Source organism: Streptomyces sp. NPDC004732, assembly GCF_040609235.1.
Classification (GTDB): Bacteria; Actinomycetota; Actinomycetes; order Streptomycetales; family Streptomycetaceae; genus Streptomyces.
Genome location: NZ_JBEXJR010000011.1, coordinates 105,697 through 131,656 on the forward strand (window position 1 = coordinate 105,697; position 25,960 = coordinate 131,656).

A 25,960-nucleotide genomic window follows, 5' to 3' on the forward strand; every position below is an offset into this window, starting at 1 on the left:
CCTTCCGCATCCCCGTCTATTGACTAAAAGTCAATTCGGCGCCACTCTCTGGACCCGTACACGGCCACAGGTCATCCCCAGGGAGGCGAAGTGAGCACCGGAACACGGGAGCAGCACGAGCGGCTCGGCGCAGAGCTACGGGACCAACCACCCGAATCCTTCGCGCAGTTGGAGCCCCAGCAGCTGGCGGCCCTCGCCGACGCACTGGAACGGCAGCGCGAGAGCCGCGCCGCCGGACTGAACGAAGCCGCCGAGGAAGCACTCAAGCTCGTGCCCGCCCTCGCCCGCGGCCCCGTCCGCCGCATCCTCTTCCGCTAGCCGAGTAGCCGAGAGAAGCGAGGAGTCAGCATGGACAAGCTGCGCGGCAGGGCCGAGGCCCTCAAGATCGCCCACCTGCTCGACGTCGAACCCGACGCGCTCGCCTTCCTCCAGGGGCTGCCCGTCGAGGACGTACGCCGCTTCCGCACCCAGACCGTCGCGGCCCTCTTCGACCGGGCACCCGACATGCTCGACCGGATCGCGTCCGCCACCAAACTGGTGCCCGCCGGAGTCGCGGCCGCCATCTCCCAGAAGGCCCTGGGCCCGCGCCTGGCCGCCGCCGTCGCGGGCCGCCTCGAACCCGCACGCGCCGCCGACATCATCGAGAAACTCCCGGTGTCGTTCACCGCCCAGTCCTGCGCCCACCTCGACCCCCGCCGCATCGAGGGCATCGTGGGCCGCCTCGGCGAGGACCTGGTCGTCCGTATCGCCGTCGCCCTCGCCGAGCGCGGCGACCACCTCACGATGGGCCGCTTCGTCGGCCACCTCCCCGACCCCGCGCTGCGCCGCATCCTGCCGCAGGTCGACGACGCCGCCGTCCTCAGGACCGGCTTCGTGATCGACGTACCCGAACGGCTCGGCCACATCATCGAGTTGATGGGCGAGGAACGGCTCGCCTCGGTCATCGGCTCCGCGTCCGCCGAAGGACTGTGGCCCGAGGCGCTCGCCGTCGCGGGCATGGTCACCGGCGAGCAGCGCGGCCGCATCGCCTCGCTCACCGCGGGACAGCCGCAGGACCGGCTCGACTCCCTGGTCACGACGGTGGCGGAGCAGGACCTGTGGGAGTCCCTGCTGCCCCTGGTCGCGCTGCTCGGCGAGGACGAGCGGCGCGCGGTGGCCGAACTGCCTTCGCTGCGCGGCGAGGACGTGCTCGCCGGGGTGGTGCGCGCGGTCGTCGCCACCGCCCTGTGGGCGGAGTTCCTGCCGCTCGTGGACGCGCTGCCCGCCGAGTCCCGCAAGGTCGTCGCCGACACGGCGGGCGCGCTGCCCGAGCCCGACCTGGACGCGCTCGCCCGGGAGGTCGACAAGCAGGACCTCTGGGAGCTGGTCATGCCGCTCGTCGAGCTGATGGACGACGACGCGAAGACGCGGATCTTCGCGCTGCCCGCGTTCCAGGACCAGACGGGGGCGTGAACCGGCAGGGCGTCGTGCGGTAGCCCACACGGCGTAGGAAGGAACGATGCGGCGGCCCCGCACGGGTGACACCCCGCATGCGCGGGCCGCCGACGGGGGAGGGCGCAGCCGGACCCGTCGACTCCCGGACGGGTCCGGCCACCCCAGGCGCCGGAGTTCCCAGCCCGGCGCCCGTACGGAAACGGAATTCATGCGCCTTCGCCACACCGTCGCCGCCGCCCTCGGCGCGCTCGCCCTCGTCGTCACCCTGCCGACCTCCGCGAGCGCCGCCACCGGCGACTTCTCCTACAAGTTCGTCGGGCCCGACGGCTACCCCCAGTCGATCACCCTGCACGACCCGGCGAGCCCCGGCTGCATCACCCTGCCCGAGAGCGCAGACCCGGGCGCCTCCGAGCCCGCGTTCGCCCCGCACAACGACACCGACGTATGGGCGATGGTCTTCACCGAGCCGGACTGCACGGGCGACTCCTGGACGCTGCGTCCGCACGGACACCCCGCCACCGACCGCCTCAAGCTGCGCTCGGTGTACCTGACCGACCGCCACTGACCCACCACCTGGCCGTCACCCCGTCGTCGACCCGCCGTCCACGGTGAACTCCGCCCCCGTGACGTACGACGACGCGTCCGACGCCAGGAACAGCACCAGCTCCCCGACCTCCTCCGGGCGGCCCATCCTGCCCAGCGGCAGATGGGACCAGTCCCGCCCGGCGGAGGCCGCGGAGATCATCGGGGTGTCGACCGCCCCCGGATGGACGGAGTTGACCCGCACCCGGTACTTGGCCAGGTCCAGCGCCGAGGAGCGGGTCAGACCCCGCAGGCCGAACTTCGTCGAGCCGTACGCCGCGTGCCCCGGGATGCCCACCAGCCCCGCCGTCGACGAGACGTTCACGACCGAACCTCCGCCCGCCTCCTTCAGCGCGGGCAGCACCGCCTGGATGCCCAGGAACGGTCCGAGCAGATTGACCCTGACCAGCGCCTCGAAGTTCTCGTACGTCTCGTCCTCCACGGACGCCGTCCGCCACAGCGCCGCATTGTTCACCAGGACGTCGAGCCGCCCGAAGGCACCGAGAGCCCCCGCCACGGCCGCCGCCCAGCTCTCCGCGTCGGTGACGTCGTGCCGTACGAACAGGCCCTGCCCGCCCAGGGAGTCGGCGACCTCGCGGCCCGCCTCCTCCCGTACGTCGGTCACCACGACCCGCGCCCCTGCCGCCGCGAACAGCCGCGCCTCCGCGGCCCCCTGTCCGCGGCCCGCCCCGGTGATGAGGACGACCTTGCCGTCCAGGCCGTGGTTCATGCCATCCTCCGTACGTCCGTACGTGCCGAATCGGCATGTGTCTAGCAGTCATATGTGCAAGGTGGAAGGGCGGGGCGGCACATGGGATCCGCAATCAGTCTGCGCAAGGTGGAGGACTCGGCACCGGCCCTGGTCAGCCTCTACAAGAGCGCCGGGGTCTCCCTGCGCAAACACGGCCTGGACGGGGTGCGGGCCGCCGTCTACCTCGTCGTCGACTACTCCGGCTCCATGAAGCCCTACTACAAGGACGGCAGCGTCCAGGCCCTCGCCGACCGCGTCCTCGGCCTCTCCGCGCACCTGGACGACGACGGGGTCGTGCCCACCGTCTTCTTCTCGACGGACGTGGACGCGGTGACGGACATCGCGCTGGACAACCACCACGGCCGGATCGACGACATCGTGGCCGGGCTCGGGCACATGGGCAAGACCAGCTACCACCTGGCGATGGACGCCGTCATCGACCACTACGTCGACAGCTGTGACAACGGCGCCACCGATCCCGCCCTCGTCATCTTCCAGACCGACGGGGGCCCCATCAACAAGCTCGCCGCCGAGCGCTATCTGTGCAAGGCGGCGAAGCTTCCCCTGTTCTGGCAGTTCATCGGCTTCGGCGACCCGAAGAGCAAGCAGTTCGACTATCTGCGCAAGCTCGACGATCTTGCCGTCCCCGCCAAGCGCCCCGTCGACAACGCGGGCTTCTTCCACGTGGGGGAGGACCCCCTGGCGGTGGCGGACGACCAGCTCTACGACCGGCTGGTGGGGGAGTTCCCCGCGTGGCTCGCGGCGGCGCGGGCCCGCGGGATCGTCGCTCCGGAGGCCGGTTAGGCCGGTTAGGTCGGTTAGGTCGGTCAGGCCGGTTAGTTGATCATGCGCCCGCGCAGCTTCAGGACGGTGCCCGCGTCCAGGCCGAGCCCCTTGGTCAGATAGCCCTGGAAGCCGCCGTACCGCTGGGTGGCCTCCGTCAGCGCCGTGCCGAGGTAGTCGGCGCGGACCTCCTGGAGCGGGATGATCAGATCCGGGTTCTGCATGAGCCCGCCCTGCTTGAGCGCCTCGCGGAGCTTCGCGTCGTACGCGGCCCGGTAGGTGTTGGAGGCCAGGTAGTCACCGGCCGCGGTCCGCTCGGGCACGCCCACCAGGCGCAGCAGCAGATAGGTCGTCCAGCCGGTGCGGTCCTTGCCCGACGTGCAGTGGTAGAGCAGCGGCGAGCGGCTGTCCGCGATGTCGCGCAGGGTGGCCGCGAACTGCGCGCGGTTGGCGGAGTCGGTGACGAACGTGCGGTAGACGTCCCGCATGAACGCGGCCGCCTTCCCGTTGCCGAGCATCTCCTCCTGCTTGACCGGGTCCTTGGAACCGATGGCGGTGAGGAGCTGGGTGAACAGGCCGTTGTCGGTGATGGGCCGGGAGGTGGGGGAGAGCCCGGCGGGCAGCCGGTCCACCCCGTCGTACTGCACCTCGGCGGGCACCCGGAAGTCGATCACCTTCTTCAGGCCGAGCCCGGCGACCGTGCCGAGGTCGGCGTCGGTGAGCTTGCTGAGGCCGTCGGCACGGAAGACCCGTCCGAGGCGGACGCGCTCCCCGTCGTAGGTCCGGTAGCCGCCCACGTCTCGTACGTTGACCGCGCCCTGGAGGGGGATCTGGCGGACGGCTTCGGAGGCCGCGGCCGAGGCTGCGTACGGGGGCGCGGCGGGCGCCACGGTTTCCGAGGGGGCCGCCCATGCGGGCAGCGTGCCCAGGGCGAGCGCGGAGATCGCCAGTCCGGTTGCGGTACGGGTACGAGAGATGCGCATCGGTCCGCCTTCCCATCGGCCTACCAAGCGATTGTTTGGCTGAAGGTAGCGATGTGATCTTGAGGGGGGAAGGGGTGTGCGCGAGGAGGTGTCGTGCGAGCCGGACCGTGAGCATGTTAGGGTTATGTGTTGCAGTTTTGGTACCCATGAACTTTATGTGCGCCTGACGGGAATGCTCCGAAGGCGCATTATTGTTTTTCCGGTTCTCTCCGGTATGGGGGTCAATGCAGCGCTGGAGATTCGCAATTCGGTGTTTCTCCATTTCTGCCCCTGTTGAGGAGATTGACATGGCAACCGGCACCGTTAAGTGGTTCAACTCGGAAAAGGGCTTCGGCTTCATCGAGCAGGACGGCGGCGGCCCCGACGTCTTCGCCCACTACTCGAACATCGCGTCCTCGGGCTTCCGTGAGCTCCTCGAGGGCCAGAAGGTCTCCTTCGAGGTGACGCAGGGCCAGAAGGGCCTGCAGGCCGAGAACATCGTTCCTGCCTGATCGTCGCAGCGCGCGAACCTCACAGCCGAGGCCCGCACCGGAAGGTGCGGGCCTCGGCTTGCGCTGTCATCGGGCCCTACGGGCCCAGAGCCGCACCGGCTCAGAGGTCCGGAAGTCCAGCGACCAGGAAGGCACTACTGCATGAACCGCTCCGAGCGTCCGGCACGCCCCGCCCGTAAGCGACCCGCCACCGCAGGCGGCACCGCAGGCGGCAGCGCAGGCGGAAGGGGCCGACCGTCCGGCCAGTCGAAGGGCTCCGCGCACTCCGCGAGGAAATCCGGAAACCGTCGGCCGAAGCCGGTCCAGGGCGGCGAATTCGCCCTGCCCGAGAGCATCACGCCCGCCCTGCCCGCCGTCGAGGCGTTCGGCGAGCTGGACATGCCCGAGGCCCTCCTGAAGACGCTGGCCGCCCAGGGCGTCACCGACCCCTTCCCGATCCAGGCGGCCACGCTCCCCAACTCCCTCGCCGGGCGCGACATCCTCGGCCGCGGACGCACGGGCTCCGGCAAGACCCTCGCCTTCGGCCTGGCCCTCCTGGCCCGCACGGCCGGGCACCGCGCCGAGCCGCGCTCCCCGCTCGCCATGGTCCTGGTCCCCACGCGCGAGCTGGCCCAGCAGGTGACGGACGCGCTCACCCCGTACGCGACGGCGGTCAACCTCCGCCTCGCCACCGTCGTCGGCGGCCTCTCGATCAGCCGGCAGGCGGGCACGCTGCGCCGCGGCGCCGAGGTCCTCGTGGCCACCCCCGGCCGCCTCAAGGACCTGATCGAGCGCGGCGACTGCGACCTGTCGCGGGTCCGCATCACCGTCCTCGACGAGGCCGACCAGATGGCCGACATGGGCTTCATGCCGCAGGTCACGGCGCTGCTCAAGCAGGTCGAGCAGGGCGGCCAGACGATGCTCTTCTCGGCGACGCTCGACAAGAACATCGACCGGCTCGTCCGGATGTTCCTGACCGACCCCGTCGTGCACTCCGTCGACCCGTCGGCGGGCGCCGTGACGACGATGGAGCACCACGTGCTCTACGTCGCCGACGAGACGGACAAGAAGGCCGTGGCCATGCGCATCGCCGCCCGCGAAGGCCGCGTGATCATGTTCCTGGACACCAAGCGGGCCGTGGACCGCTTCACCAAGCGGCTGCTCGCCAACGGCGTGCGGGCCTCCGGGCTGCACGGCGGCCGTTCGCAGCCGCAGCGCAACCGGACGCTCGACCAGTTCAAGAACGGCCAGGTCACCGCGTTGATCGCGACGAACGTCGCGGCGCGCGGCATCCACGTCGACGACCTCGACCTGGTCGTGAACGTCGACCCGCCCACCGACCACAAGGACTACCTCCACCGGGGCGGGCGCACCGCGCGGGCGGGGGAGTCGGGCAGCGTCGTCACCCTCGTGCTTCCCGACGAGAAGCGCGAGATGACGCGGCTCATGACCGACGCCGAGATCCGGCCGAACACGGCGCGCATCTCCTCCTCCGACGAGGAGCTGACCCGGATCACGGGCGCGCGGGAGCCCTCGGGCGTTCCGGTGGTCATCGAGACGCCGCAGCCGCAGCAGCAGGCCAAGACGCCCGCGCAGCGCCGTCGCCGCCCGCGCGGTGGCTCCGGTGCCGGTGGCGCGGCCCAGGGCGGCCAGGCGCAGGGCGGGCAGCGACGCACGCCCCGCCAGGGCCAGGGCCAGGGCGGGTCCGGCGCGGCCGCGGGCAGCGGCGGCGGCAGGGCACGCCGTGGTGGCGGCCGTTCCGGTGGCGGCGAGCGCGGTGGCGCGCAGGGAGGCCGCCGCTCCGCGGCCTGACGCCTGACGCGGCCCCGTGGGACCGGCCTGACCGGTCCCACGGCCCCACCCGCCCCACCTGCACTACCACCCGGTCCCAAGGAGCCCGCTCGATGCCATCGGAGCGCGACCCCGTCACCCTGCCTCTGCTCGAGGACGACCGTGCCGCGCTGCGCGCCGACTGCGGCAGCTGCTTCGGGCTGTGCTGTGTGGCGCTCACCTTCTCCGCGTCCTCGGACTTCCCCGTGAACAAGGACGCAGGGAAGCCGTGCGGCAATCTGCGGGACGACTTCCGGTGCGGCATCCACCGCGACCTCCGGGACAAGGGGTACCGGGGATGCACCGTGTACGACTGCTTCGGGGCGGGGCAGCGTGTCTCTCAAGGCACCTTCGAGGGGCGCGACTGGCGTCGGGATCCGGCCACTGCCCGACAGATGTTCGAGGTCTTCCCGCTCATGCGGCAGCTCCACGAACTGCTCTGGTACGTGACCGAGGCGCTGACGTTCCCGCAGACCCGGCCGATCGCCGCCGACCTGGAGCGCGTCCTCGCCGAGACGGAGCGGCTGGCCCAGGGCGACCCCGAAGCCGTCGCCGATACGGACGTCGCCGCCCACCGCCAGGTCGTCAACACGCTCCTCCTGCGCACCAGCGAACTCGTCCGGGCCGAGCACCTGGGCCAAGCCGGTCAAGGCGGCAGGGGCGGCAAGGGCAGCAGGAACGCCAAGGGCGGCAAAGGCGGCAAGAAGAAGGACCGCAGGGGCGCCGACCTCATCGGCGCGCGGCTCAGGGGCGCCGACCTCGCGGGCGTCGACCTTCGCGGCTCGTACCTCATCGGTGCCGACCTGCGCGACGCCGATCTGCGGGCGGCCGACCTGATCGGCGCGGACTTCCGCGACGCGGACCTGCGCGGCGCCGACCTGACCGGCGCGCTCTTCCTCACCCAGTCGCAGGTGAACGCGGCCAAGGGCGACGACGGCACGAAACTGTCCGCCTCCCTCCACCGCCCCGCGCACTGGTCGCAGGCCTGACCGGGCGGCGACCCGCCAGGTGTCGCACCGCTACGTGTCGCACTCCAGCACCGTCCGGCAGAGCGTGCACCGCACCCGTACCCGCCCCCGCGCGGGCACCCGGATCCGCTGGTGGCAGGTGGGGCAGGGGAACGTCACGCGCAGCGCGCCCAGGCCGTCGCCGGAGAAGGTGTACGCCCCCGCGGCTCCCGGCGCCCCGGCCCCTCCGTTCGCCCCGGCCGTCCCGCCCCGCGCCGCCGCCCCGTGCTCCTGCGCGTACCGCCGGTCCTTCGCGTACCGCCGCCGCCCCGCCCACCCGGCGGCCGTCAGCGGCGGCTGCTGCTCGTCGCGGCGGGCCTGGGCGAGCCCCTTCGTGTACGCCGTGTAGGCCTGCGCGCTGGTGAACCACGTCTCCGGCGACTCGCCGAACGCCAACGCCCGCTTGGCCAGGACGTATCCGAACTCCTCCGGGGTCAGATAGCCGAACTTCTGCGACGAGGCGCCGTCCTCGCGGTAGGCGTCGAGCAGCAGCCAGCCCGCGCCGAGGTACGTGGTGGCGGTATCGGTCAGGATCTCGTTGTCGCGCGTGCCGGGGAACGAGAGGTCGAGCCGGTGCAGATACACGTGCATGACTTCGTGGGCGAGGGCCGCGCCGATGTCCCTGCGATGGTTGCGGAAGCGGTCGTTCAGCTCGATGAAGTACTCGGGCCCCGCGGCGAGTTCGACGGACGCGGCATGCTGCATCTCGCGGAAGCCGACGATCATCCGGGCGTCGGGCAGGTGCAGGTGCCGCACCATCTCGCGAGCCACCCGCTGGGCGCCGAGATGCAGGTCGTCCTGGTCGCTGAAGGCCACGTCCGCGGGGGCCACGCTGGTCTCGAAGGAGTGCACGGTGTCGTACGAGAGGCGTTTGTAGAGCGCCGTGATGGCGGCTCGCACGGTCTCCAGATGGGGGTAGCCGTGCACGACTGGACCGCCGCCGACCGTCACGTCCGCACCTCCTGACGCCGCCCACCGGACACCGCGACCCGCCCCGCCCGGACACCGCAACCGGCCTCCACTGTACGGCGGTCGCCGCCCCCGGCCCTGACCGGCGCGACACACCGTGGCTGGAAACCGCCCCTTGTCCTGAGCGGACACCGATCTCCATAATCCGCAACAACGCTTTTGGCGGGCTCATGCCAGCCGGATGCGCTACCCCCACGAACCCCCCACGAAGGGAAGTCAGTTGAAGACCAAGCTGCGTGGAGTGAAGAGAGCCGCCACCCTCGGTGTGATCGCTCTGGCCACTGTGAGCCTTCAGCCCGTGGCCGCTCAGGCGGCTCCCCACCCGGGCCCAAACCCGAGCGAGCGCGTCGTCGGCGGCACCCCCGCCGAGCAGGGCGAATTCCCGTTCATGGTCCGGCTGTCGATGGGCTGTGGCGGCGCTCTGTACGCCCAGGACATCGTGCTGACCGCCGCCCACTGTGTGGACGGCTCCGGTGACAACACCGGCATCACCGCCACCGGTGGCGTCGTGGACCTGGAGAGCTCCGACGCGATCAAGGTGAAGTCCACCAAGGTCCTCCAGGCCCCCGGCTACAACGGCAAGGGCAAGGACTGGGCCCTCATCAAGCTCGAGAAGCCGATCGACCAGCCCACGCTGAAGATCGCCAAGGACACCAAGTACAACGAGGGCGAGTTCGACATCGCCGGCTGGGGTGCCGACAAGGAGGGTGGCGACCAGCAGCGCTACCTCCTCAAGGCGAAGGTCCCGTTCGTCAGCGACGCCGACTGCGAGGCCGCGTACGGCGCCGACCTCACGCCCGGCGAGGAGCTCTGCGCGGGCAAGCTCAACGAGGGCGGCGTCGACACCTGCCAGGGCGACTCCGGCGGCCCCATGTTCCGCAAGGACGAGGCCGGCGAGTACGTCCAGGTCGGCATCGTCAGCTGGGGCAACGGCTGCGCGCAGGCCAAGTACCCCGGTGTCTACACCGAGGTGTCGACCTTCGCGGGCGACATAGAGAAGGCGGCGTCGGAGCTCTGAGAGCCTGACGTCCGACGTTCTGTGGCGGGGCGCCTGCAGTTGCGGGCGCCCCGCTTCGCCATGCGCCCGCCGGAAAATGCCACCAGGAGCACCGCCCGACGGTTAGTCCAACACCTCCCCCTCCTTTGTCCATGGGCGCATTCGTCCCGCCCGGCGCATCGTGAGCGGCACGAATTTCCGTCCATGGAGGGGTGCTCCCATGCTGCCGTCAGACACGTCCGGACCGAGCCGCAGAGCCGTGGTCGCGACGGGCGCGATCGCCGGAATGGGCGTCGCCCTCGGCGCGGGCGGCAGCGCGTTCGCCGTGCCCACCGCGCCCGCCGCCGGAAAGCGCCCGGCGGCCGAGGCGGTCCTGCGCTCGGCCGACCTGGACGTCCGCGTCGCCACCGCCTTCCCGAGCGTCGTCTCGTACACCGACCGCGCGAGCGGCGCCGTGCTGCACGGCCGCGCGGACGCCGTCACCACCGTCCTCATCGACGAGGCCGAACACACCCCGCAGGTCACCGTCACGACGGACAGGTCACGCGCCGCGTACGTGCTGGCCTTCGAGGGCGGCACCCGGATCGACGTCGAGATCGCGGTCGAGGGCAGGCAGGTCCACTGGCGCGTCACGAAGATCGCGGACACGGCCGCGCTGCGGGTCGGCACCCTGCGGATCCCCGGCCTCACCCTGCTCTCCGTGCGCAGCGACCAGCCCGGCGCCGCACTCCTCGCCGCCAAGGTGCAACTCGACAAGGCCAAGAGCGGCGACACCCTCGTCCGGCCCGCCCAGGACACCCCCGCGGAAGCGCCGACCGGATGCGCGTACGCCGTCGTCGCGCACGACCGGCTCGGCGGCGCCTTCGAGACGAACACCGTCTACGACAAGCCCACCTCGGAGGCGGGCACCACCTGGGAGAACGGCCGCCTGTGGCGCGAGACGGTGCGACCCACCGCAAACGCCGACTACGTAGAGGCCCGGTTGAGCCCCGGCCAGTGGACGCACCGCGCCGCGACCGCCCCCGCCGACGCCACCGAACCCCTCCCGTACGCCACCGTCGTGATCACCGGTGACCGCAACGGCGACGGCAAGGTCGACTGGCAGGACGCCGCGATCGCCTTCCGGGACATCATGGTCACCCCCCTCGGCGCCGACGAGCAGCACCTGCGGGTCGTCCCGCACATCCCCTTCAACTTCGCCTCGCAGGCCACCAACCCGTTCCTCGCCACGCTCGACAACGTCAAGCGGATCCACCTGGCCACCGACGGCCTGCGCCAGTACACGCTCCTCAAGGGCTACCAGTCCGAGGGCCACGACTCCGCCCACCCCGACTACGCGGACAACTACAACACCCGCGCGGGCGGCCTCGACGACCTCAACGCGCTGGTCCGCGAGGGCAAGAAGTGGAACAGCGACTTCAGCGTGCACGTCAACACCACCGAGTCGTACCCCGTGGCGAAGGCCTTCTCCGACAAGCTCGTCGACAAGAAGAACGAGCAGTGGGACTGGCTCGACCAGAGCTACCGCATCGACCAGCGCCGCGACCTGGTCTCCGGAGACATCGTCAAGCGCTTCGCCGACCTGCGCGCCCAGACCCACAAGGGCCTCAACACCCTCTACATCGACGTGTTCCGCGAGTCCGGCTGGACCTCCGACCGCCTCCAGCGGGCCTTCCGCGAACAGGGCTGGACGATCACCACGGAGTGGGGCCACGGCTTCGAGCGCTCCGCGATCTGGTCCCACTGGGCCACCGAACCCGACTACGGCGGCGACACCTCCCGAGGCATCAACTCCCGCCTCATCCGCTTCGTCCGCAACCACCAGAAGGACGTCTTCGCCGACAAGTGGCCCACCCTCCTGGGCATCGCCCGCATGGGGAACTTCGAGGGCTGGGTCGGCAAGACCGACTGGCACGCGTTCTACGACCTGATCTGGACGCACTCGCTGCCCGCCAAGTACCTCCAGGCGTACCCCATCAAGAGCTGGGGCGAGCACGAGATCGCCTTCTTCGGAGACGCCCGGTCCGGAGCCGCGACGACGGTCTCCGACGCCTCAGGCAAGCGCCGCATCACCACCGACGGAAACGTCGTCTACGAAGACGGCCGCTATCTGCTTCCCTGGGAGCCCCGCAAAGCGCACGATCCCGCCAAGCTCTACCACTACAACCCGGCGGGCGGCACCAGCAGCTGGCAGCTCCCCCGCGCGTGGGCCCGCCGCTCCCGAGTGGCGCTCTACCGGCTCACCGACCAGGGGCGCGTCTTCGATTCGTACGTCTCCGTAGCGGGCGGAAAGGTCACCCTCAAGGCGGAGCCGAAGCAGCCCTACGTCCTCTACCGCGAGCGCGCCGCGGCCCTGCCCGACCCGCAGTGGGGCCAGGGCACCCCGCTGCACGACCCGGGCTTCCACTCCGGCTCCCTGGACGGCTGGAAGGTCAGCGGACCCGCCGCCGTGAAGCTCAGCACCCTCGGCGACCACGAGCTCGTCATCGGCGAGGGCGGCGCGGCAGCCGTCGGCCAGCGCCTCGCCCGCCTCAAAGCAGGCACCTACGTCGCGTCCGTGCAGGTCGAGGTGGGCGAGCAGCCGGGGGAGAGCCGCACGGCCGCCCTGGAGGTGCGCACCGCCGACGGCATCACCGCCACCAACTCCACCAGGACGTCCACCGCGGGCAACTACGTCGCCGCCGACCGCAAGCACGGCACCCGCTTCCAGCGCATGTTCACGTACTTCACCGTCCCCGAAGGCGGCGGCACGGCCGAGCTGACGCTGCGCGCCGAGGCGGGCCGGGCGCGCGTGCGCTTCGACAACGTACGGATCGTCGCGACCGGCCGCCCCGACAAGCTGCCCCGCGCCACCCTCGTCCACGAGGACTTCGAACACGTCCCGCAGGGCTGGGGCCCCTTCGTGAAGGGCGACGCGGGCGACGTCACCGACCCGCGCACCCACATCGCCCAGCGCCATGCCCCCTTCACCCAGCGCGGCTGGAACGGCAAGACGATCGACGACGTCATCGACGGATCGAACTCCCTGAAGTCCCGCGGCGAGAACACCGGCCTCGTCTACCGCACCGTCCAGCACACCGCCCGCTTCACACCGGGCAAGCGCTACCGCGTGTCCTTCCGCTACGAGAACGAGAAGGCGGGCCAGTACGCCTGGATCACCGCCGTCGACGAACCGGCACCCCGCGAGCTCGACCGCAAGGAACTCCCGGTCGCCACCGGACCCACCACCCTCACCTACGAGTTCACCGCCCCCGCCGAGGGCGAGGCCTGGGTCGGCCTGCGCAAGACCGGCGACGACGGCAAGGCGGAGTTCGTGCTCGACGCGTTCGACGTCCGAGAGGCCTGATTCCCCCCACCCACGACCGGGCCCGCCCCCTCAGAGGGGGCGGGCCCGGTCATGGGGCGTCATCGTCCTCACGCAAGCCCGATCCGCTCCCCGCCCTCCTCCAGCTCGAGCACCCACACCTCGTTCGCCCCGGCCCGCAGCACGGGACCGGGCACGTACAGCGTGGTCTGCGGGCCCGCCGACCAGTAACGGCCCAGGTTGAAGCCGTTCACCCACACGAAGCCGCGCGTCCAGCCGGGCAGCTCCAGGGAGGCGTCGCCGGGGGAGTCGACCTCGACCGTGCCCCGGTACAGACCCGGACGCCCCGCCCCGGAGCCCGCCGAGGGAACCGCCCGCACCGCCGACGGCACGTCGAACGCGTCCAGCCGCAGCGCGCCCGCCCGCACCCCGTGCAGATACTGCCGCTCGTGCAGGATCCCCCCGGTGATCCCCTTGCACTCACCCGTCCGCGGACCGTAGTTGACCCGCCCCAGCGACTCCACCCACAGCTCCACGCGCGCATGCCCGGCCACGGGGGACAGCAGGGTCGGCGTGCCCTCCGTGAGGACACCGGCCCGCTCCCCGTCGACGTACACCACCGCCCGGTCCCGCAGACCCCGCACGCTCAGCGGATACGGCGCACGCGGCCCCGGCACCGTCACCGCGTACCGCACCAGACCGCGGTCCACGTCGAGCTCCTCGAACGTGGGCGGCACGGCGTACTCCGCCTCCGGGCCGCCCAAGGCGTCCAGGACCGCGTCCAGCGGCGACCAGTCCGTCAGCTCCGCCGACGCGGGCGCCTCCAGGGACGGCAGCGGCGGGGGCGGCTCGGGCAGGGGAGCGGACGCATACCGTGCGAGGACCTTCCTGAACGCCCAGAACTTGGGCGTGGCCCGGCCGAACTCGTCGACGGGCGCGTCGTAGTCGTACGACGTGACGTCAGGCTGCAGCTCCCCGTCGTGCAGCGAACCGCCGCCCCGGTTGGCCCCCGCCCAGCCCGCGAAGTTCGTGCCGCCGTGCGCCATGTACAGATTCACCGACGCCCCGCACTCCAGGATCTCGCGCAGCGCCGCCGCGGCATCCTCGGCGTCCCGCACGACGTGCTCCGTACCCCAGTGGTCGAACCAGCCGCACCAGAACTCCATGCACATCAGCGGGCCCTTCGGACGGTGCCTGCGCAGTGTGCCGAAGCCCGCACGGGCCCCCGAACCGAAGTTGGCCGTCGCCAGGACGCCGGGGATCGAACCCCCGGTCAGCATGTGGTCCTCGGGCCCGTCCGAGGTGAACAGCGGCACCTCCACGCCCTCCGCGAGCAGCAGGTCCGCAAGGCGGCGCAGGTACACCTGGTCCGAGCCGTAACTGCCGTACTCGTTCTCGACCTGCACCATGATCACCGGGCCGCCGAGCTGCTGCTGGCGCGCCACGACCTGCGGCAGGAGCCGACGGAACCAGCGGCTCACATGCCCCAGATACTCCTCGTCGCGCGTCCGCGCCCGCGCCCCCACCGCACCCGTCAGCCAGTGCGGCAGCCCGCCGTTCTCCCACTCCGCGCAGATGTAGGGGCCCGGCCGCACGATCGCCCACAAACCCGCCTCGTGCGCCGCGTCCAGGAACCTGCCGAGCGCCTCGACGTCGCGGTACGTGCCCGGGCGCGGCTCGTGCAGATTCCACGGGACGTACGTCTCCACACAGTTGAGCCCCATCGCCCGCAGCATCGCAAGCCGGTGCCCCCACTGCGCCTCGTGCACCCGGAAATAGTGCAGCGCACCGGAGAGCAGCCGCACCGGCCGCCCGGCCACCTCGAAATCGTCCTCGCCGACCCTGAACCCGTTCATCGCGTCCTCTCGCTCACGTCTCGCCCACGATCACCTCTGGCGGGCGGCAGGGTCCATGGACAAAGATCGGGTCCGGTTGGACGCAGCGAGGGAACGGGACGCGGCGCGGAACTGAACGCATCCAGGAAAGGACATACGCGGATGTACCACACATGGATGCGGTATTTCACCCCCAGCCCGGCCCACCACAAGCTCGGCCTCGCCTGCCTCGGTGTCGGCCTGCAGCACGGCATCCTGCCGACCGTGGGCCCGCGCACCCTCGACCACCACGTCGCCGTCGTCGTCAGCTCCGGCGGCGGCTGGTTCCGCGGCCCCGACGGGCGCCGCACCACCGTGACCGCGCCCGCCCTGATCTGGCTCACCCCCGGCGCACGCCACCACTACGGACCCGACCCCGACACCGGCTGGGACGAGTGCTTCGTCGACTTCACCGGGCCCGCCACCGCCACGTACACCGAACTCGGCTACATCGAACCCACCCGGCCCGTCGTGCCGCTCTCCGACGCCGCGAGCGCCCGCGCCGTCGTCGCCCGCATCGCCCGCGCCGCCCGCCGCGGCAACCCCCTCCTGGAGGTGGAGACCGGCGCAGCCGTCCACGAACTCCTCGTCGCGCTGCGCCGCGCCCGCGCCGACATCGCCCCCGACGGCGACCCCGTCCTGCAGGCCCTGGCCCGCGACGCCTTCCAGCCCCTGTCCGTCGCCGAACACGCCGCCCGGCACGGCATGACCCCCGCGGAACTGCGCACCGCCGTGCGCCGCGGCGCCGGCTGCAGCCCCAAGGACTACCTCCTCGGCATCCGCCTGGGCCGCGCCAAAGAACTCCTCGCCGCCACCGAACTGCCCGTCGCCGCCGTCGCCCGACGCGTCGGATACGACGACCCGGCGTACTTTTCACGCCTATTCACCCGCCGGGTCGGCATGGCCCCCGTACGCTTCCGCGACCAGCAGGGAAGGGCCGTACCCGGCGGCTGGTCCCACCAGATACCCGACCCCGAGCACCCACCCATTTTGCGCTCTTCCGCCGGTGGCGGCTCCGGACCGGCCACGTAGGCTCGTGGACCATGACCACCAGCCACACCAGTGACGACAACAGCGTGAACGGCACGAGCGGCGCCGCGAGCGCGGGCACGAGCCCCGCCACGGCGACGGACGAGACCGTCCGCGCCGAGCTGTCCCGCCTGCGCGACAGCATCGACAACATCGACGCCGCCGTCGTCCACATGCTCGCCGAGCGCTTCAAGTGCACCCAGCAGGTCGGCCACCTCAAGGCCCAGCACCAGCTGCCGCCCGCCGACCCGACCCGCGAGTCCCGCCAGATCGCCCGCCTCCGCGAGCTCGCCGAGAGCGCCAAACTCGACCCGGCCTTCGCGGAAAAACTCCTCAACTTCATCATCGCCGAAGTGATCAGGCACCACGAGCAGATCGCCGAGCAGCCCCTGACCAGCGACGGAACCCTCCCTGCGTGAACCGCCCTCCGTGGACCGCTAGCACCGGTACATGATCCACTCCGCGCCGGAACCGTCCCGGTCCCTGCCGTGCACCACCACCGCGCACCTTCCCGTCAGCGACGGATTCGGCACGGCCAAGACCACCGCCGAACGCCGCGGCGGCCGCGGCAACGCCCTCGTCCGCGGCAGCTACAGCGGGATGCACGTCAACGGCCGCCCCCGGCAGGCAGGCGGTCCGCTCTCAGAGGACGGCCCTACACCCGCCCCCACACCATCGGGCAGCATGGGCCCATGCCCGTACTGACGCGCGACGAAGCGCAGACCCGAGCCCAGCTCATCGACGTCCACCGGTACACGGTCGAGCTCGATCTGACCCGGGCGGCCGACGCCGCCCGCGACACCTTCGACTCCCGGACCGTCATCCGCTTCAGCGCCCGCACCGAAGGCGCCACGTTCGTCGAGCTCAAGCCCGCCGAGCTGCGCACCGTCACCCTCGACGGGCACCCCCTCGACCTCACGGCCGCCTCCGCACTCGTCGACAACCGCCTCGCCCTCGACACACTCACCGCAGGCGAACACGTACTCGTGGTCGACGCCGCGATGCGCTACTCCCGCACCGGCGAAGGCATGCACCGCTTCACCGACCCCACCGACGGCGAGACGTACGCCTACACCCAGCTCTTCATGGAAGACGTGCAGCGCGTCTTCGCCGCCTTCGACCAGCCCGACCTGAAGGCCGTCTTCGAGCTGACCGTCACCGCCCCGAAGAACTGGACCGTCCTCGCCAACGGCGTCACCGAACACCTCGGCGACGGCACCTGGCGGGCCGCCCCCACCCCCCTCATCTCCACCTACCTCGTCGCCGTCGCCGCAGGCCCCTGGCACTCGGTCCGCACCGAACACCGCGGCCTGCCCTTCGGCATCCACTGCCGACGCTCACTCGGCCCCTTCATGGACGCCGACGCCGAGGAAATCCTCGACACCACCCGCGCCTGCTACGACCGCTACCACGAGAAGTTCGAAGAGCCCTACCCCTTCGACTCCTACGACCAGGCGTTCGTCCCCGAGTTCAACGCAGGCGCCATGGAGAACCCCGGACTCGTCACCTTCCGCGACGAATTCATCTACCGCTCCGCCGTCACCGACACCGAGCGCCAGACCCGCGCCATGGTCATCGCCCACGAAATGGCCCACATGTGGTTCGGCGACCTCGTCACCCTCCGCTGGTGGGACGACATCTGGCTCAACGAGTCCTTCGCCGAGTACATGGGCTTCCAGACCACCGCCGAAGCCACCCGCTTCACCGACCCCTGGACCGACTTCGGCGTCGCCCGCAAGTCCTGGGGATACGACGCCGACCAGCGCCCCTCCACCCACCCCGTCGCCCCCGACCCCGACGCCGTGCCCGACACCGCCTCCGCGATGCTCAACTTCGACGGCATCTCGTACGCCAAGGGAGCCAGCGCCCTGCGCCAGCTCGTCGCCTGGCTCGGCGAGAAGGACTTCCTCGCGGGCATCAACACCCACTTCGCCCGCCACAAGTTCGGCAACGCCACCCTCGCCGACTTCATCGACTCCCTCGCCCACGCCACCGACCGCGACGTCCACGCCTGGGCCGAAGCCTGGCTGCGCACCACCGGCGTCGACACCCTCACCTCGGACGTCACCCACAACGGACGCACCTGGACCCTCGCCGTCGACCGCGACGCAGGACCCGGCAACGACGACGGCCGCCCCCACCGCATCGCCGTCGGCGTCTACGACCGCGACCTCTCCGGCGACGGCGCCCTCGTCCTGCGCGAACGCTTCGAGACGGACGTCCCCGCCACCGGCACCGACACCGCACGCGACGGCGGCCGCCCCGCCCTGATCGTCCCCAACGACGGGGACCTCACCTACGCCAAGATCCGCCTCGACGACGTGTCCCAGGAGACCGCCCTGCGCGTCCTCTCCGGCGTCCCCGACGCACTCACCCGCGCCGTCCTGTGGAACAGCCTGCGCGACATGGTCCGCGACGGCGAGCTCGAAGGCGCCGCCTACCTGGAGACCGCCCGCGCCCACCTCCCCGAGGAGACCGACCTCGCCATCGTCCAAGGCGTCCTCACCTTCGCCACCCTCCACATCGCCGACCGCTTCACCACCCCCGAACAGCGGCCCGCCGCCCTCGCCCTCCTCGGCGAGCTCTGCCGCGACCTGATCCGCCGCACCGAGGACGGCTCCAACCCAGGCCTGCGCCTCACCGCCGTCCGCGGCTTCATCGACGTCGCCACCCAGGCGGCGCCCCTCCAGGACTGGCTCGGCGAAGGCACCGTCCCCGGCGGCCCCGAACTCGACCCCGAGCTGCGCTGGCGCATCCTCGCCCGGCTCGCCGTCCTGGACGCCGCCGACGAGACCGCCATCACCGCGGAACTCGAACGGGACCCGAGCGCCACCGGACAGGAAGGCGCCGCACGCTGCCGCGCCGCACTGCCCGACGCCGCGGCCAAGCGGGCCGCCTGGGACGCCATGTTCGGCTCCGACGACCTCTCCAACTACCTCTTCACCGCCACCGCACAGGGCTTCTGGCAGCCCGAACAGGCCGACCTCGTCCGGGAGTACGTCCCCCGCTACTACGAGGACGCCGTCGCCCTCGCAGGACGCCGCGGACCCGCCATGGCCGAGGCCGCCGGACGGTACGCCTTCCCCGCCGCCCTCGTGGACGCCGAAACGCTCACCCTCGGCGAACGATGCCTGCGCGACGCCGATCCCACACCGGCCCTGCGCCGCAAGCTCGTCGACCAACTCGACGACCTGGCACGGGCGTTGAGGGTCCGGGGGAACGGGGAGGGAAACTGACGGGCACAGGGTGACCGGCCGGGGGCCCCGGCCCCCGGAACCCGGCCCCCGAAACCCCCTAGCACCCCGCGCACCCCCAACACGTTTTCTCCGCACGGCAGTACCACTTTCGGGTTCCCTTCGCCGGGGAAATCGGGCGAACCGCCCACGCGGCGTACAGGCTGGTGCCCCTGTACGCGCGCACCCGAAGGACAGCAGCATGAGCACCCCGCGCACCCCGCCGCCCCTCGCCGGAGGCACCCAAGGAGCCGATGCGCTGCGGCCGTTGCTCGCCGTCGCGCTCGACGCGCTCCGCAAGGGCGCCACCGCCCGCCGCGGACCCCTCCCCGCGGGCGGCCCCGAAGCCGTCGCCGAACGCATCCACGCCGCGGCCCACCCCGTCCTCCCCGACCACGGCACAGGACCCGAAACGGCGCTCCGCACCCTCGTCCACGCCCTCACCGAAGGCGCCGCCGACCCCGCGGAACCGCTCTGCGCAGCCCACCTGCACTGCCCGCCGCTCGCCGTCGCCACCGCCGCCGACCTCGCCGCGTCCGCCCTCAACCCCTCCATGGACTCCTGGGACCAGGCACCCGCCGCGACCGCACTCGAAGCACTCGTCACCCACGCCCTCGCCGCCCAGATCCACGACGGCGGCGACGCCCTCATCACCACCGGCGGCACCGAAGCCAACCAGCTCGCCCTGCTCCTCGCCCGCGAAGCCCCCGCCACCCGCGGCCCCGTCCGCCTCCTCGCCGGAGCCAACGCCCACCACTCCCTCACCCGCGCCGCCTGGCTCCTCGGACTCCCCGAACCCGTCATCGTGCCCGCCCCCGCAGGCACCCTCGACCCCGCGGCGCTCGACGAAGCCCTCACCGAACTCGGCGGCCCCCCGGGCACCTTCCTCGTCGCCGCCACCGCGGGCACCACCGACGCGGGCCTCATCGACCCCCTCGACGACATCGCCGACCTCTGCGCCGCCCACGGCGCCCGCCTCCACATCGACGCCGCCTACGGCGGAGGACTCCTCTTCAGCGACACCCGCAAGGCACAGCTGCACGGCATCGACCGCGCCGACACCGTCGCCCTCGACCTCCACAAACTCGGCTGGCAGCCCGCCGCCGCAGGCCTCATCGCCGTCCGCGACCCCCACGACCTGCACGCCCTCGACCACCGCGCCGACTACCTCAACGCCGACGACGACACCGACGCGGGACTCCCCGACCTCCTCGGCCGCTCCCTGCGCACCACCCGCCGCCCCGACGTACTCAAGATCGCCGTCACCCTGAAAGCCCTCGGCCGCACCGGACTCGGCCACCTCGTCGACCAAGTCTGCGAACAAGCACGCGAGTTCGCCGAACTCATCGACGCCCACCCCGCCTTCGAGCTCTACGACACCCCCGCCATCAGCACCGTCCTCTTCCGCCCCACGGGCGCCACCGACCACCACATCGCCCACGTCCGCAGGCGACTGCTCACCGAAGGCACCGCCGTCCTCGGCCGCGCCCACCTCGACGGCCGCCGCTGGCTCAAAGCCACCCTCCTCAACCCGCACACCCGGCCCGGCGACCTCGCCGCGCTCCTCAAACTCGTCGAAGAGACCGCCGCGGCACCCACCACCGAAACCACCGCGGCCGCCGACCACACGGAAGGAACCGACCCCCGATGACCGGCACACCCGACCACCCCGGCCCCCAGCCGCCCACCACACCCGAAGACCCCCGAGACCTGGTCGGCATCGGCATCGGCCCGTTCAACCTCTCCCTCGCCGCCCTCGCCCACCCCCTCGGCGAACTCGACACCGCCTTCTACGAACAGCGCCCCGGCTTCCACTGGCACCCCGGACTCCTCATCGACGGCGCAACCCTCCAAGTCCCCTTCCTCGCCGACCTCGTGACCCTCGCCGACCCCGCAAGCCCCTGGTCCTTCCTCAACTACCTCAAGACCCGCGAGCGCCTCTTCCCCTTCTACTTCGCCGAGCGCTTCCACATCCAGCGCGCCGAATACGACGCCTACTGCCGCTGGGTCAGCGAGAACCTCCCCGCACTCCACTTCGGACACCAGATCGACGCCGTCCGCTGGAACCCCGAACGCGACCTGTTCGAAGTCGACTTCACCCAACTCGACACCGACGGCGAAGCCGAAGCACTCGGCCGCACCTACACCAAGAACATCGCCCTCGGCATCGGCACCGCCCCCTACGTCCCCGAACCCCTCAAACCCCTCGCCGAAGCCCCCACCGTCCCCGTCATCCACTCCGCCGACTACCTCGACCACCGCGAACTCCTGCTCGCCGCCGACCACATCACCGTCATCGGCTCAGGACAGTCCGGCGCCGAAATCTTCCTCGACCTGCTCCGCTCCCGCCCCACCGGACGCGAAAAGATCCATTGGCTCGCCCGCACCGAAGCCTTCGCCCCCATGGAGTACTCCAAGCTCGGCCTCGAACACTTCACCCCCGACTACACGCGCTACTTCCACGCCCTGCCCGAAGCCGTCCGCGACGGCCTCGTCCCCCACCAGTGGCAGCTCCACAAAGGCATCGACGCCGACACCATCACCGCCATCCACGACGAGCTCTACCGCCGCACCCTGCACGGCGGCTGGCCCGACGCCGTCCTCACCCCCGGCGTCTCCGTGCGCACCGCGGGCCGCGTCGCCAACACCCGCGTCGAACTCCACCTCGAACACCTGCAACAAGGCACCCGATCCCGCCTCACCACCGACGCCGTCGTCCTCGCCACCGGCTACCGCGAGCGCCCCCTCGACCAACTCCTCGCCGGACTCGACCCCTACATCCGCAAGGACTCCTCCGCCCGCCCCCGCATCGACGACCAGTACCGCCTCGTCCTCGACCCCTCCGTCACCGGCTCCGTCTACGTACAGAACGCCGAACGCCACACCCACGGCGTCGGCACCCCCGACCTCGGCCTCGCCGCCTGGCGCAGCGCCACCATCCTCAACTCCCTCACCGGCCGCGACCCCTACCCCCTGCCACAGCGCACCGCCTTCACCAGCTTCGGCCTCCAGACCCCCGACCGGCACCCCGGCACCGCGGGACGCATCGGCGAACAGCGCGGAAACCTCGTACGCCTCAAGACGTGACAGGACCCCCGAGCTCCCCGACCGGCGCCGCCACCCGGCGCGTCCGCGGACACGACCACACCGCGACACCCCGCACCACCCCGGCCGCCAACGGATGCGAGTCGGGGTGCTCCGGACACTCCGGCCACACGGCGGGCTTCAACACCGCACACAGCGCCTCGACCGCCCAGTCCTGCGCCTGATCCGCGAAGTCCGCCGTCCGCTCCGCCGCACTCCCGCCGAAACGCGGCACGAGCCCCGCACCCGACCCGTCCGGCTCATACAGCACGACCAGCTCCCCGATCATGTCGTCCCGCTCTTCCCGCACCACGGGACGCACCGCACACGTGGCCCTCAGATCGCGGAGCACCGGGTCGAGCGCCGCAGCAAGTTCCTCATCCATGACCTGAATTGTCCGGCCCCAAGCGCCACGACGCCCCCGAATATTCCATCAGGAAAAGCGCCGATCACCGAAATAACAGGCACCGCCACCCGGTTCGGACGACCATGACCACCGACTCCACGGCCTCCTGGACCGCAGCCTTCCGCTCCGCCGTCGTCAGCCCCCACGAAACCATCGACCTCGTCGAGCTCCGCGGCTTCGCCGCCCAGACCCTCCGCCAGATCATCCGCCTCGACGGCGGCGGCAGCGCCCTGCGCATCCGCCTCAGCAACCGCTACGGCAAGGAGCCCCTGCACATCGGCGGCGCCCACCTCGCCAGACGCACCGAAGGAAGCGGCATCGAATCCGGCACCGACACCCCGCTCCGCTTCGGCGGCGCCGAAGAATTCACCGTCCCAGTCGGAGAGGAAGCCATCAGCGACCCCATCGACGGCACATTCGCCGCCGGTGACGAACTCGCCCTCACCCTCTGGCTGCCCGACGACACCGGCCTCTCCACCTACTCCATCGTCCCCCTGCGCACCGGCTACACCGTCCCCGGCAACGCCCTCACCGCACCCACCCTCGACGGCACCGAAGGACTCGAAGAGCTCGCCACCCGCCACTTCATCAGCGGCGCCGACGTCCTCGCCCCCACCGGCACCCGCATCGCCGTCGCCTTCGGAGACTCCTGGTTCGACGGCAACGGCACCACGAACGACGCCGACCAGCGCTTCCCCGACCTGCTCAACAACCGCCTGCGCGACGCCGGAAGCACCGGCTGGGTGGTGAACCAGGGCCTCTCCGCCAACCGCCTGCTCACCGACGAGGTCGGCGAACACGCCCTGGCCCGACTGGACCGCGACGCCCTCGACGTCCCCGGCGTCACCCACGTCCTCATCCACTTCGGCCTCAACGACCTCGGCATCCCCGGCCAGGAGGCCTACCCCGAGCCCGCCCCCATCCCCACCGCCGCCGACCTCATCACGGGCCTCACCACCCTCGCCGACCGCATCCACGCGGCCGGGCTCACCGCCACCGCCACCACCGTCGGCCCCTACAAGGACACGGTCTACGAGGGCTACTCCACCCCCGAAGGCATCGCCGTCGCCCGCGAGGTCAACGACTGGCTCCGCGGCGCCGACAGCCCCTTCGACGCCTACGCCGACTTCGCCGCCGCCGTCGCGGACCCGGCCGACCCCGACCGGATCCACGACGACTACGACAGCGGCGACGGCCTGCACGTCAACGACGCAGGAGCCAAGGCCCTCGCCGACAGCGTCGACCTCGCCGCCCTCAAGATCTAGAACCCGAAGAACCAGAACCCGAGGAACTAGAAGACGGGCGTGCCGTCCCGGGTCAGCTTCCAGTCCACCGACGCGAACTGCCCCGGGTCCACCGTCCCCTTCGCCTTCACCCAACCGATGATCGTGTTCCGGATCTCCTCCGAATTCGCCCACAACTGCTTGGCACCCGCGATGTGCGGGAAGTTCCCGCCACCACTCGCCCGATAGTTGTTCACCGCGAACACGAACTCCGCCTTCGGATCGATGTCCTTCCCCTCGAAGGAAAGCTTCACGATCCGCGACCCCACCGGCTTCGCGATGTCGATCTCGTACGTCAGACCGCTCACCGCGTCGTAGTTGTAGTCCGGGATGTTCTCGGCGTTCGTCAGCTTCGCCGGGTCCACCGGGCCACCCGCGGGAGTCTGCACGTAATACCGCGCCGAAAACTCCAGGTACTCCTTCAGCTGAGCACCCGTGAGCAGCCGCGCTTCCAGGGTGTTCTCGAACGGATACAGACCCGCCGCATCCCTGATCGTCACATCACCCGCCGGAATCTGCGCCGTACGCGAGAAACACGAAGCCTGCGACAACACCGGAAGCGCCGCATACGCGCCGCCCTTCAGCGCCGCCGCAACCGTCTCCCGCTGCACCAGATTGATCAGATCGATGATCGCGACATCCTTGACCGGGCCCTCGGCCGTGCTCATCGCAGCCGTCGACGAACCGATCACCTGGTTGACGTAGGTGACGACCTTCTTGTGCTCGTCCGTGAGCAGCCGCGTGACCTTCTTGTCCTCCTCGACCGTGTTCGAGTTCAGGACCTTCGCGCCGACCTTCTCGACCGTCCAGCGGCCCTTCGACCACACCAGATCGAAGTCGAACAGCGTCAGCCGCTGCCCCCACTTCAACGGCTCCGACAGGACGACCTTCTTGCCGGTCGCCTTGTTCTCCACGAAGTACTCGGGAATCTCCGTGTGCGCATGCCCCACCAGGATCGCGTCGATACCCGGCACCTGCTCCGCCACCAGACCGGCCGCATTCTCCACATACGGCAGCTGATCACCGTACGACGACGTGCCGCTCGAACCCGAGTGCGCCGACACGATCACCACGTCCGCACCCATCGACCGCAGCTTCGGCACCCACTTCGCCGCCTGCTCCTCAAGCCCCGGGAACGTCATCTTCCCCTGCACGTTCACCTTGTCCCAGATGGCGATCCCCGGATTCGTCAGACCAAGCACCGCCACCTTCACATCACGACCGTGCGGCGTGCGCATGCGCTTCATGAAATACGGCGGGAAAGCGGGCTTCTGCGTCTTCGCATCCAGCGCGTTCGCCCCCAGCAGCGGGAAATCACACTGCTCCTCGAACTTCCGCAGCACCGGAATGCCGTAATTGAACTCGTGATTGCCGAGCGCCGCCGCGTCGTACCCGATCGCGTTCATCGCCTGCGCCATCGGATGCACAGGACCGCGCTTCGCGGTGATCGGATCGACCTTCGCGTAGTAGTACGACAACTGCGTGCCCTGAATCGTGTCGCCCGCGTCGATCAGAAGCGTGTTCCCGCGGCCCTTCTCCTTGCGGATCCGGTTCACCAGCGTCGAGATCTTCGCCAGGCCCACATCGTTGTGGTCCTTGTCGTCGAACTCCTTGTCCGTGAAGTAGTCCCAGTTGAAGACATTGCCGTGCAGGTCCGTCGTGCCGAGCACCGTGAACGAATACCGGCGCTTGCGGCGCGCGGGCTTCCCGGAACCGTGCGCGGACGCGGCGGACGGCGCGACGGCCGCACCCGTGACAGCCACGCCCACGCCGGTGGCGGCGGACGTGCCCAGGAACTTCCTGCGGTTCAACGGCATCTCTGTACTCCTCGGTCGCCATGGTCAACATGCATGGTTAACGCGCGTAGATTCTGTCCCCGCCGCCCACACGCGCAACAGACCCCGCAGGTTGCGATCCGGTGACTGTCCGGTACGTCCACGC

General features: G+C 71.0%; 22 protein-coding genes. 16 read left to right on the forward strand and 6 right to left on the reverse strand.

Going from position 1 to position 25,960, the window contains the following annotated elements; genetic code table 11:
* The first annotated feature begins 90 nt into the window (after positions 1–90).
* The 3 genes from ABZV77_RS30970 to ABZV77_RS30980 all read left to right on the forward strand — a co-directional run bounded on the left by ABZV77_RS30970 (position 91) and on the right by ABZV77_RS30980 (position 1,999).
* Entirely contained in the window at positions 91–318 is a 228-nt protein-coding gene (locus ABZV77_RS30970; protein WP_356263872.1) for a hypothetical protein, read from the forward strand.
* 30 nt (positions 319–348) lie between these two features.
* Positions 349–1,452, forward strand: coding sequence for a hypothetical protein (locus ABZV77_RS30975; protein WP_356263875.1), 1,104 nt, complete (start codon positions 349–351; stop codon positions 1,450–1,452).
* 190 nt (positions 1,453–1,642) lie between these two features.
* On the forward strand, positions 1,643–1,999 hold the full coding sequence (locus ABZV77_RS30980) for a hypothetical protein (RefSeq protein ID WP_356263878.1): 357 nt from the start codon (positions 1,643–1,645) through the stop codon (positions 1,997–1,999).
* Positions 2,000–2,014: 15 nt separating this feature from the next.
* On the opposite strand, the gene ABZV77_RS30985 is transcribed toward ABZV77_RS30980, so the two are convergent.
* Positions 2,015–2,746 carry a glucose 1-dehydrogenase gene (locus ABZV77_RS30985; protein ID WP_356263881.1) on the reverse strand — a complete coding sequence of 244 codons (732 nt, stop codon included), beginning with the start codon at positions 2,744–2,746 and terminating at the stop codon, positions 2,015–2,017.
* An 81-nt stretch (positions 2,747–2,827) separates the two neighbouring features.
* Between ABZV77_RS30985 and ABZV77_RS30990 the strand changes: the two genes are divergently transcribed.
* Entirely contained in the window at positions 2,828–3,571 is a 744-nt protein-coding gene (locus ABZV77_RS30990) for a VWA domain-containing protein (protein WP_356263884.1), read from the forward strand.
* A 32-nt stretch (positions 3,572–3,603) separates the two neighbouring features.
* On the opposite strand, the gene ABZV77_RS30995 is transcribed toward ABZV77_RS30990, so the two are convergent.
* On the reverse strand, positions 3,604–4,533 hold the full coding sequence (locus ABZV77_RS30995; RefSeq protein WP_356263887.1) for a tyrosine-protein phosphatase: 930 nt from the start codon (positions 4,531–4,533) through the stop codon (positions 3,604–3,606).
* Positions 4,534–4,820: 287 nt separating this feature from the next.
* On the opposite strand from ABZV77_RS30995, the gene ABZV77_RS31000 reads away from it, so the two are divergent.
* The 3 genes from ABZV77_RS31000 (at position 4,821) to ABZV77_RS31010 (ending at position 7,822) form a co-directional block, all read left to right on the forward strand.
* Complete coding sequence (locus ABZV77_RS31000) at positions 4,821–5,024, forward strand: cold-shock protein (protein WP_030362889.1); 204 nt, start codon at positions 4,821–4,823, stop codon at positions 5,022–5,024.
* Positions 5,025–5,165: 141 nt separating this feature from the next.
* Positions 5,166–6,815, forward strand: a complete 1,650-nt coding sequence (locus ABZV77_RS31005; RefSeq protein WP_356263890.1) for a DEAD/DEAH box helicase — start codon at positions 5,166–5,168, stop codon at positions 6,813–6,815.
* Positions 6,816–6,907: 92 nt separating this feature from the next.
* Positions 6,908–7,822, forward strand: coding sequence for a pentapeptide repeat-containing protein (locus ABZV77_RS31010; protein ID WP_356263893.1), 915 nt, complete (start codon positions 6,908–6,910; stop codon positions 7,820–7,822).
* Between the two features lie 30 nt (positions 7,823–7,852).
* Here the strand turns inward: ABZV77_RS31010 and ABZV77_RS31015 are convergent, their stop codons facing one another.
* Positions 7,853–8,791, reverse strand: a complete 939-nt coding sequence (locus tag ABZV77_RS31015; protein WP_356263896.1) for a hypothetical protein — start codon at positions 8,789–8,791, stop codon at positions 7,853–7,855.
* 238 nt (positions 8,792–9,029) lie between these two features.
* Here ABZV77_RS31015 and ABZV77_RS31020 point away from each other — a divergent pair, with 238 nt between their 5' ends.
* Together ABZV77_RS31020 and ABZV77_RS31025 are read left to right on the forward strand one after the other, a co-directional pair.
* Positions 9,030–9,827 carry a serine protease gene (locus tag ABZV77_RS31020; RefSeq protein ID WP_356263899.1) on the forward strand — a complete coding sequence of 266 codons (798 nt, stop codon included), beginning with the start codon at positions 9,030–9,032 and terminating at the stop codon, positions 9,825–9,827.
* Positions 9,828–10,026: 199 nt separating this feature from the next.
* Positions 10,027–13,152: an endo-alpha-N-acetylgalactosaminidase family protein gene (locus ABZV77_RS31025; protein ID WP_356263902.1), complete on the forward strand. Its 3,126-nt coding sequence runs from the start codon at positions 10,027–10,029 to the stop codon at positions 13,150–13,152.
* Between the two features lie 68 nt (positions 13,153–13,220).
* Here the strand turns inward: ABZV77_RS31025 and ABZV77_RS31030 are convergent, their stop codons facing one another.
* Complete coding sequence (locus ABZV77_RS31030; protein WP_356263905.1) at positions 13,221–14,966, reverse strand: beta-galactosidase; 1,746 nt, start codon at positions 14,964–14,966, stop codon at positions 13,221–13,223.
* Between the two features lie 141 nt (positions 14,967–15,107).
* On the opposite strand from ABZV77_RS31030, the gene ABZV77_RS31035 reads away from it, so the two are divergent.
* From ABZV77_RS31035 to ABZV77_RS31060, 6 genes are all read left to right on the forward strand, one after another.
* Complete coding sequence (locus tag ABZV77_RS31035) at positions 15,108–16,016, forward strand: AraC family transcriptional regulator (protein WP_356263908.1); 909 nt, start codon at positions 15,108–15,110, stop codon at positions 16,014–16,016.
* Between the two features lie 11 nt (positions 16,017–16,027).
* Positions 16,028–16,432: a chorismate mutase gene (locus ABZV77_RS31040; protein ID WP_356263911.1), complete on the forward strand. Its 405-nt coding sequence runs from the start codon at positions 16,028–16,030 to the stop codon at positions 16,430–16,432.
* A gap of 31 nt (positions 16,433–16,463) precedes the next feature.
* Complete coding sequence (locus tag ABZV77_RS31045; RefSeq protein WP_356263914.1) at positions 16,464–16,718, forward strand: hypothetical protein; 255 nt, start codon at positions 16,464–16,466, stop codon at positions 16,716–16,718.
* Complete coding sequence (pepN, locus tag ABZV77_RS31050; RefSeq protein WP_356263917.1) at positions 16,706–19,249, forward strand: aminopeptidase N; 2,544 nt, start codon at positions 16,706–16,708, stop codon at positions 19,247–19,249. Before ABZV77_RS31045 ends, pepN begins: the two co-directional genes overlap by 13 nt.
* Positions 19,250–19,448: 199 nt before the next feature.
* On the forward strand, positions 19,449–20,897 hold the full coding sequence (locus ABZV77_RS31055; RefSeq protein ID WP_356263920.1) for an aminotransferase class V-fold PLP-dependent enzyme: 1,449 nt from the start codon (positions 19,449–19,451) through the stop codon (positions 20,895–20,897).
* Positions 20,894–22,333 (forward strand): SidA/IucD/PvdA family monooxygenase, encoded by a 1,440-nt coding sequence (locus tag ABZV77_RS31060; protein ID WP_356263923.1) that lies wholly within the window; start codon positions 20,894–20,896, stop codon positions 22,331–22,333. Before ABZV77_RS31055 ends, ABZV77_RS31060 begins: the two co-directional genes overlap by 4 nt.
* On the opposite strand, the gene ABZV77_RS31065 is transcribed toward ABZV77_RS31060, so the two are convergent.
* The gene (locus ABZV77_RS31065; RefSeq protein ID WP_356263926.1) at positions 22,323–22,715 is read right to left on the reverse strand and encodes a hypothetical protein; all 393 of its coding nucleotides are present in this window, start codon (positions 22,713–22,715) and stop codon (positions 22,323–22,325) included. The genes ABZV77_RS31060 and ABZV77_RS31065 overlap by 11 nt on opposite strands.
* A gap of 104 nt (positions 22,716–22,819) precedes the next feature.
* On the opposite strand from ABZV77_RS31065, the gene ABZV77_RS31070 reads away from it, so the two are divergent.
* A complete protein-coding gene (locus ABZV77_RS31070; RefSeq protein WP_356263929.1) occupies positions 22,820–24,001 on the forward strand; it encodes a GDSL-type esterase/lipase family protein in 1,182 nt (393 codons plus the stop codon).
* Between the two features lie 26 nt (positions 24,002–24,027).
* Here the strand turns inward: ABZV77_RS31070 and ABZV77_RS31075 are convergent, their stop codons facing one another.
* Complete coding sequence (locus ABZV77_RS31075) at positions 24,028–25,836, reverse strand: 5'-nucleotidase C-terminal domain-containing protein (RefSeq protein WP_356263932.1); 1,809 nt, start codon at positions 25,834–25,836, stop codon at positions 24,028–24,030.
* Between the last annotated feature and the right edge of the window lie 124 nt (positions 25,837–25,960).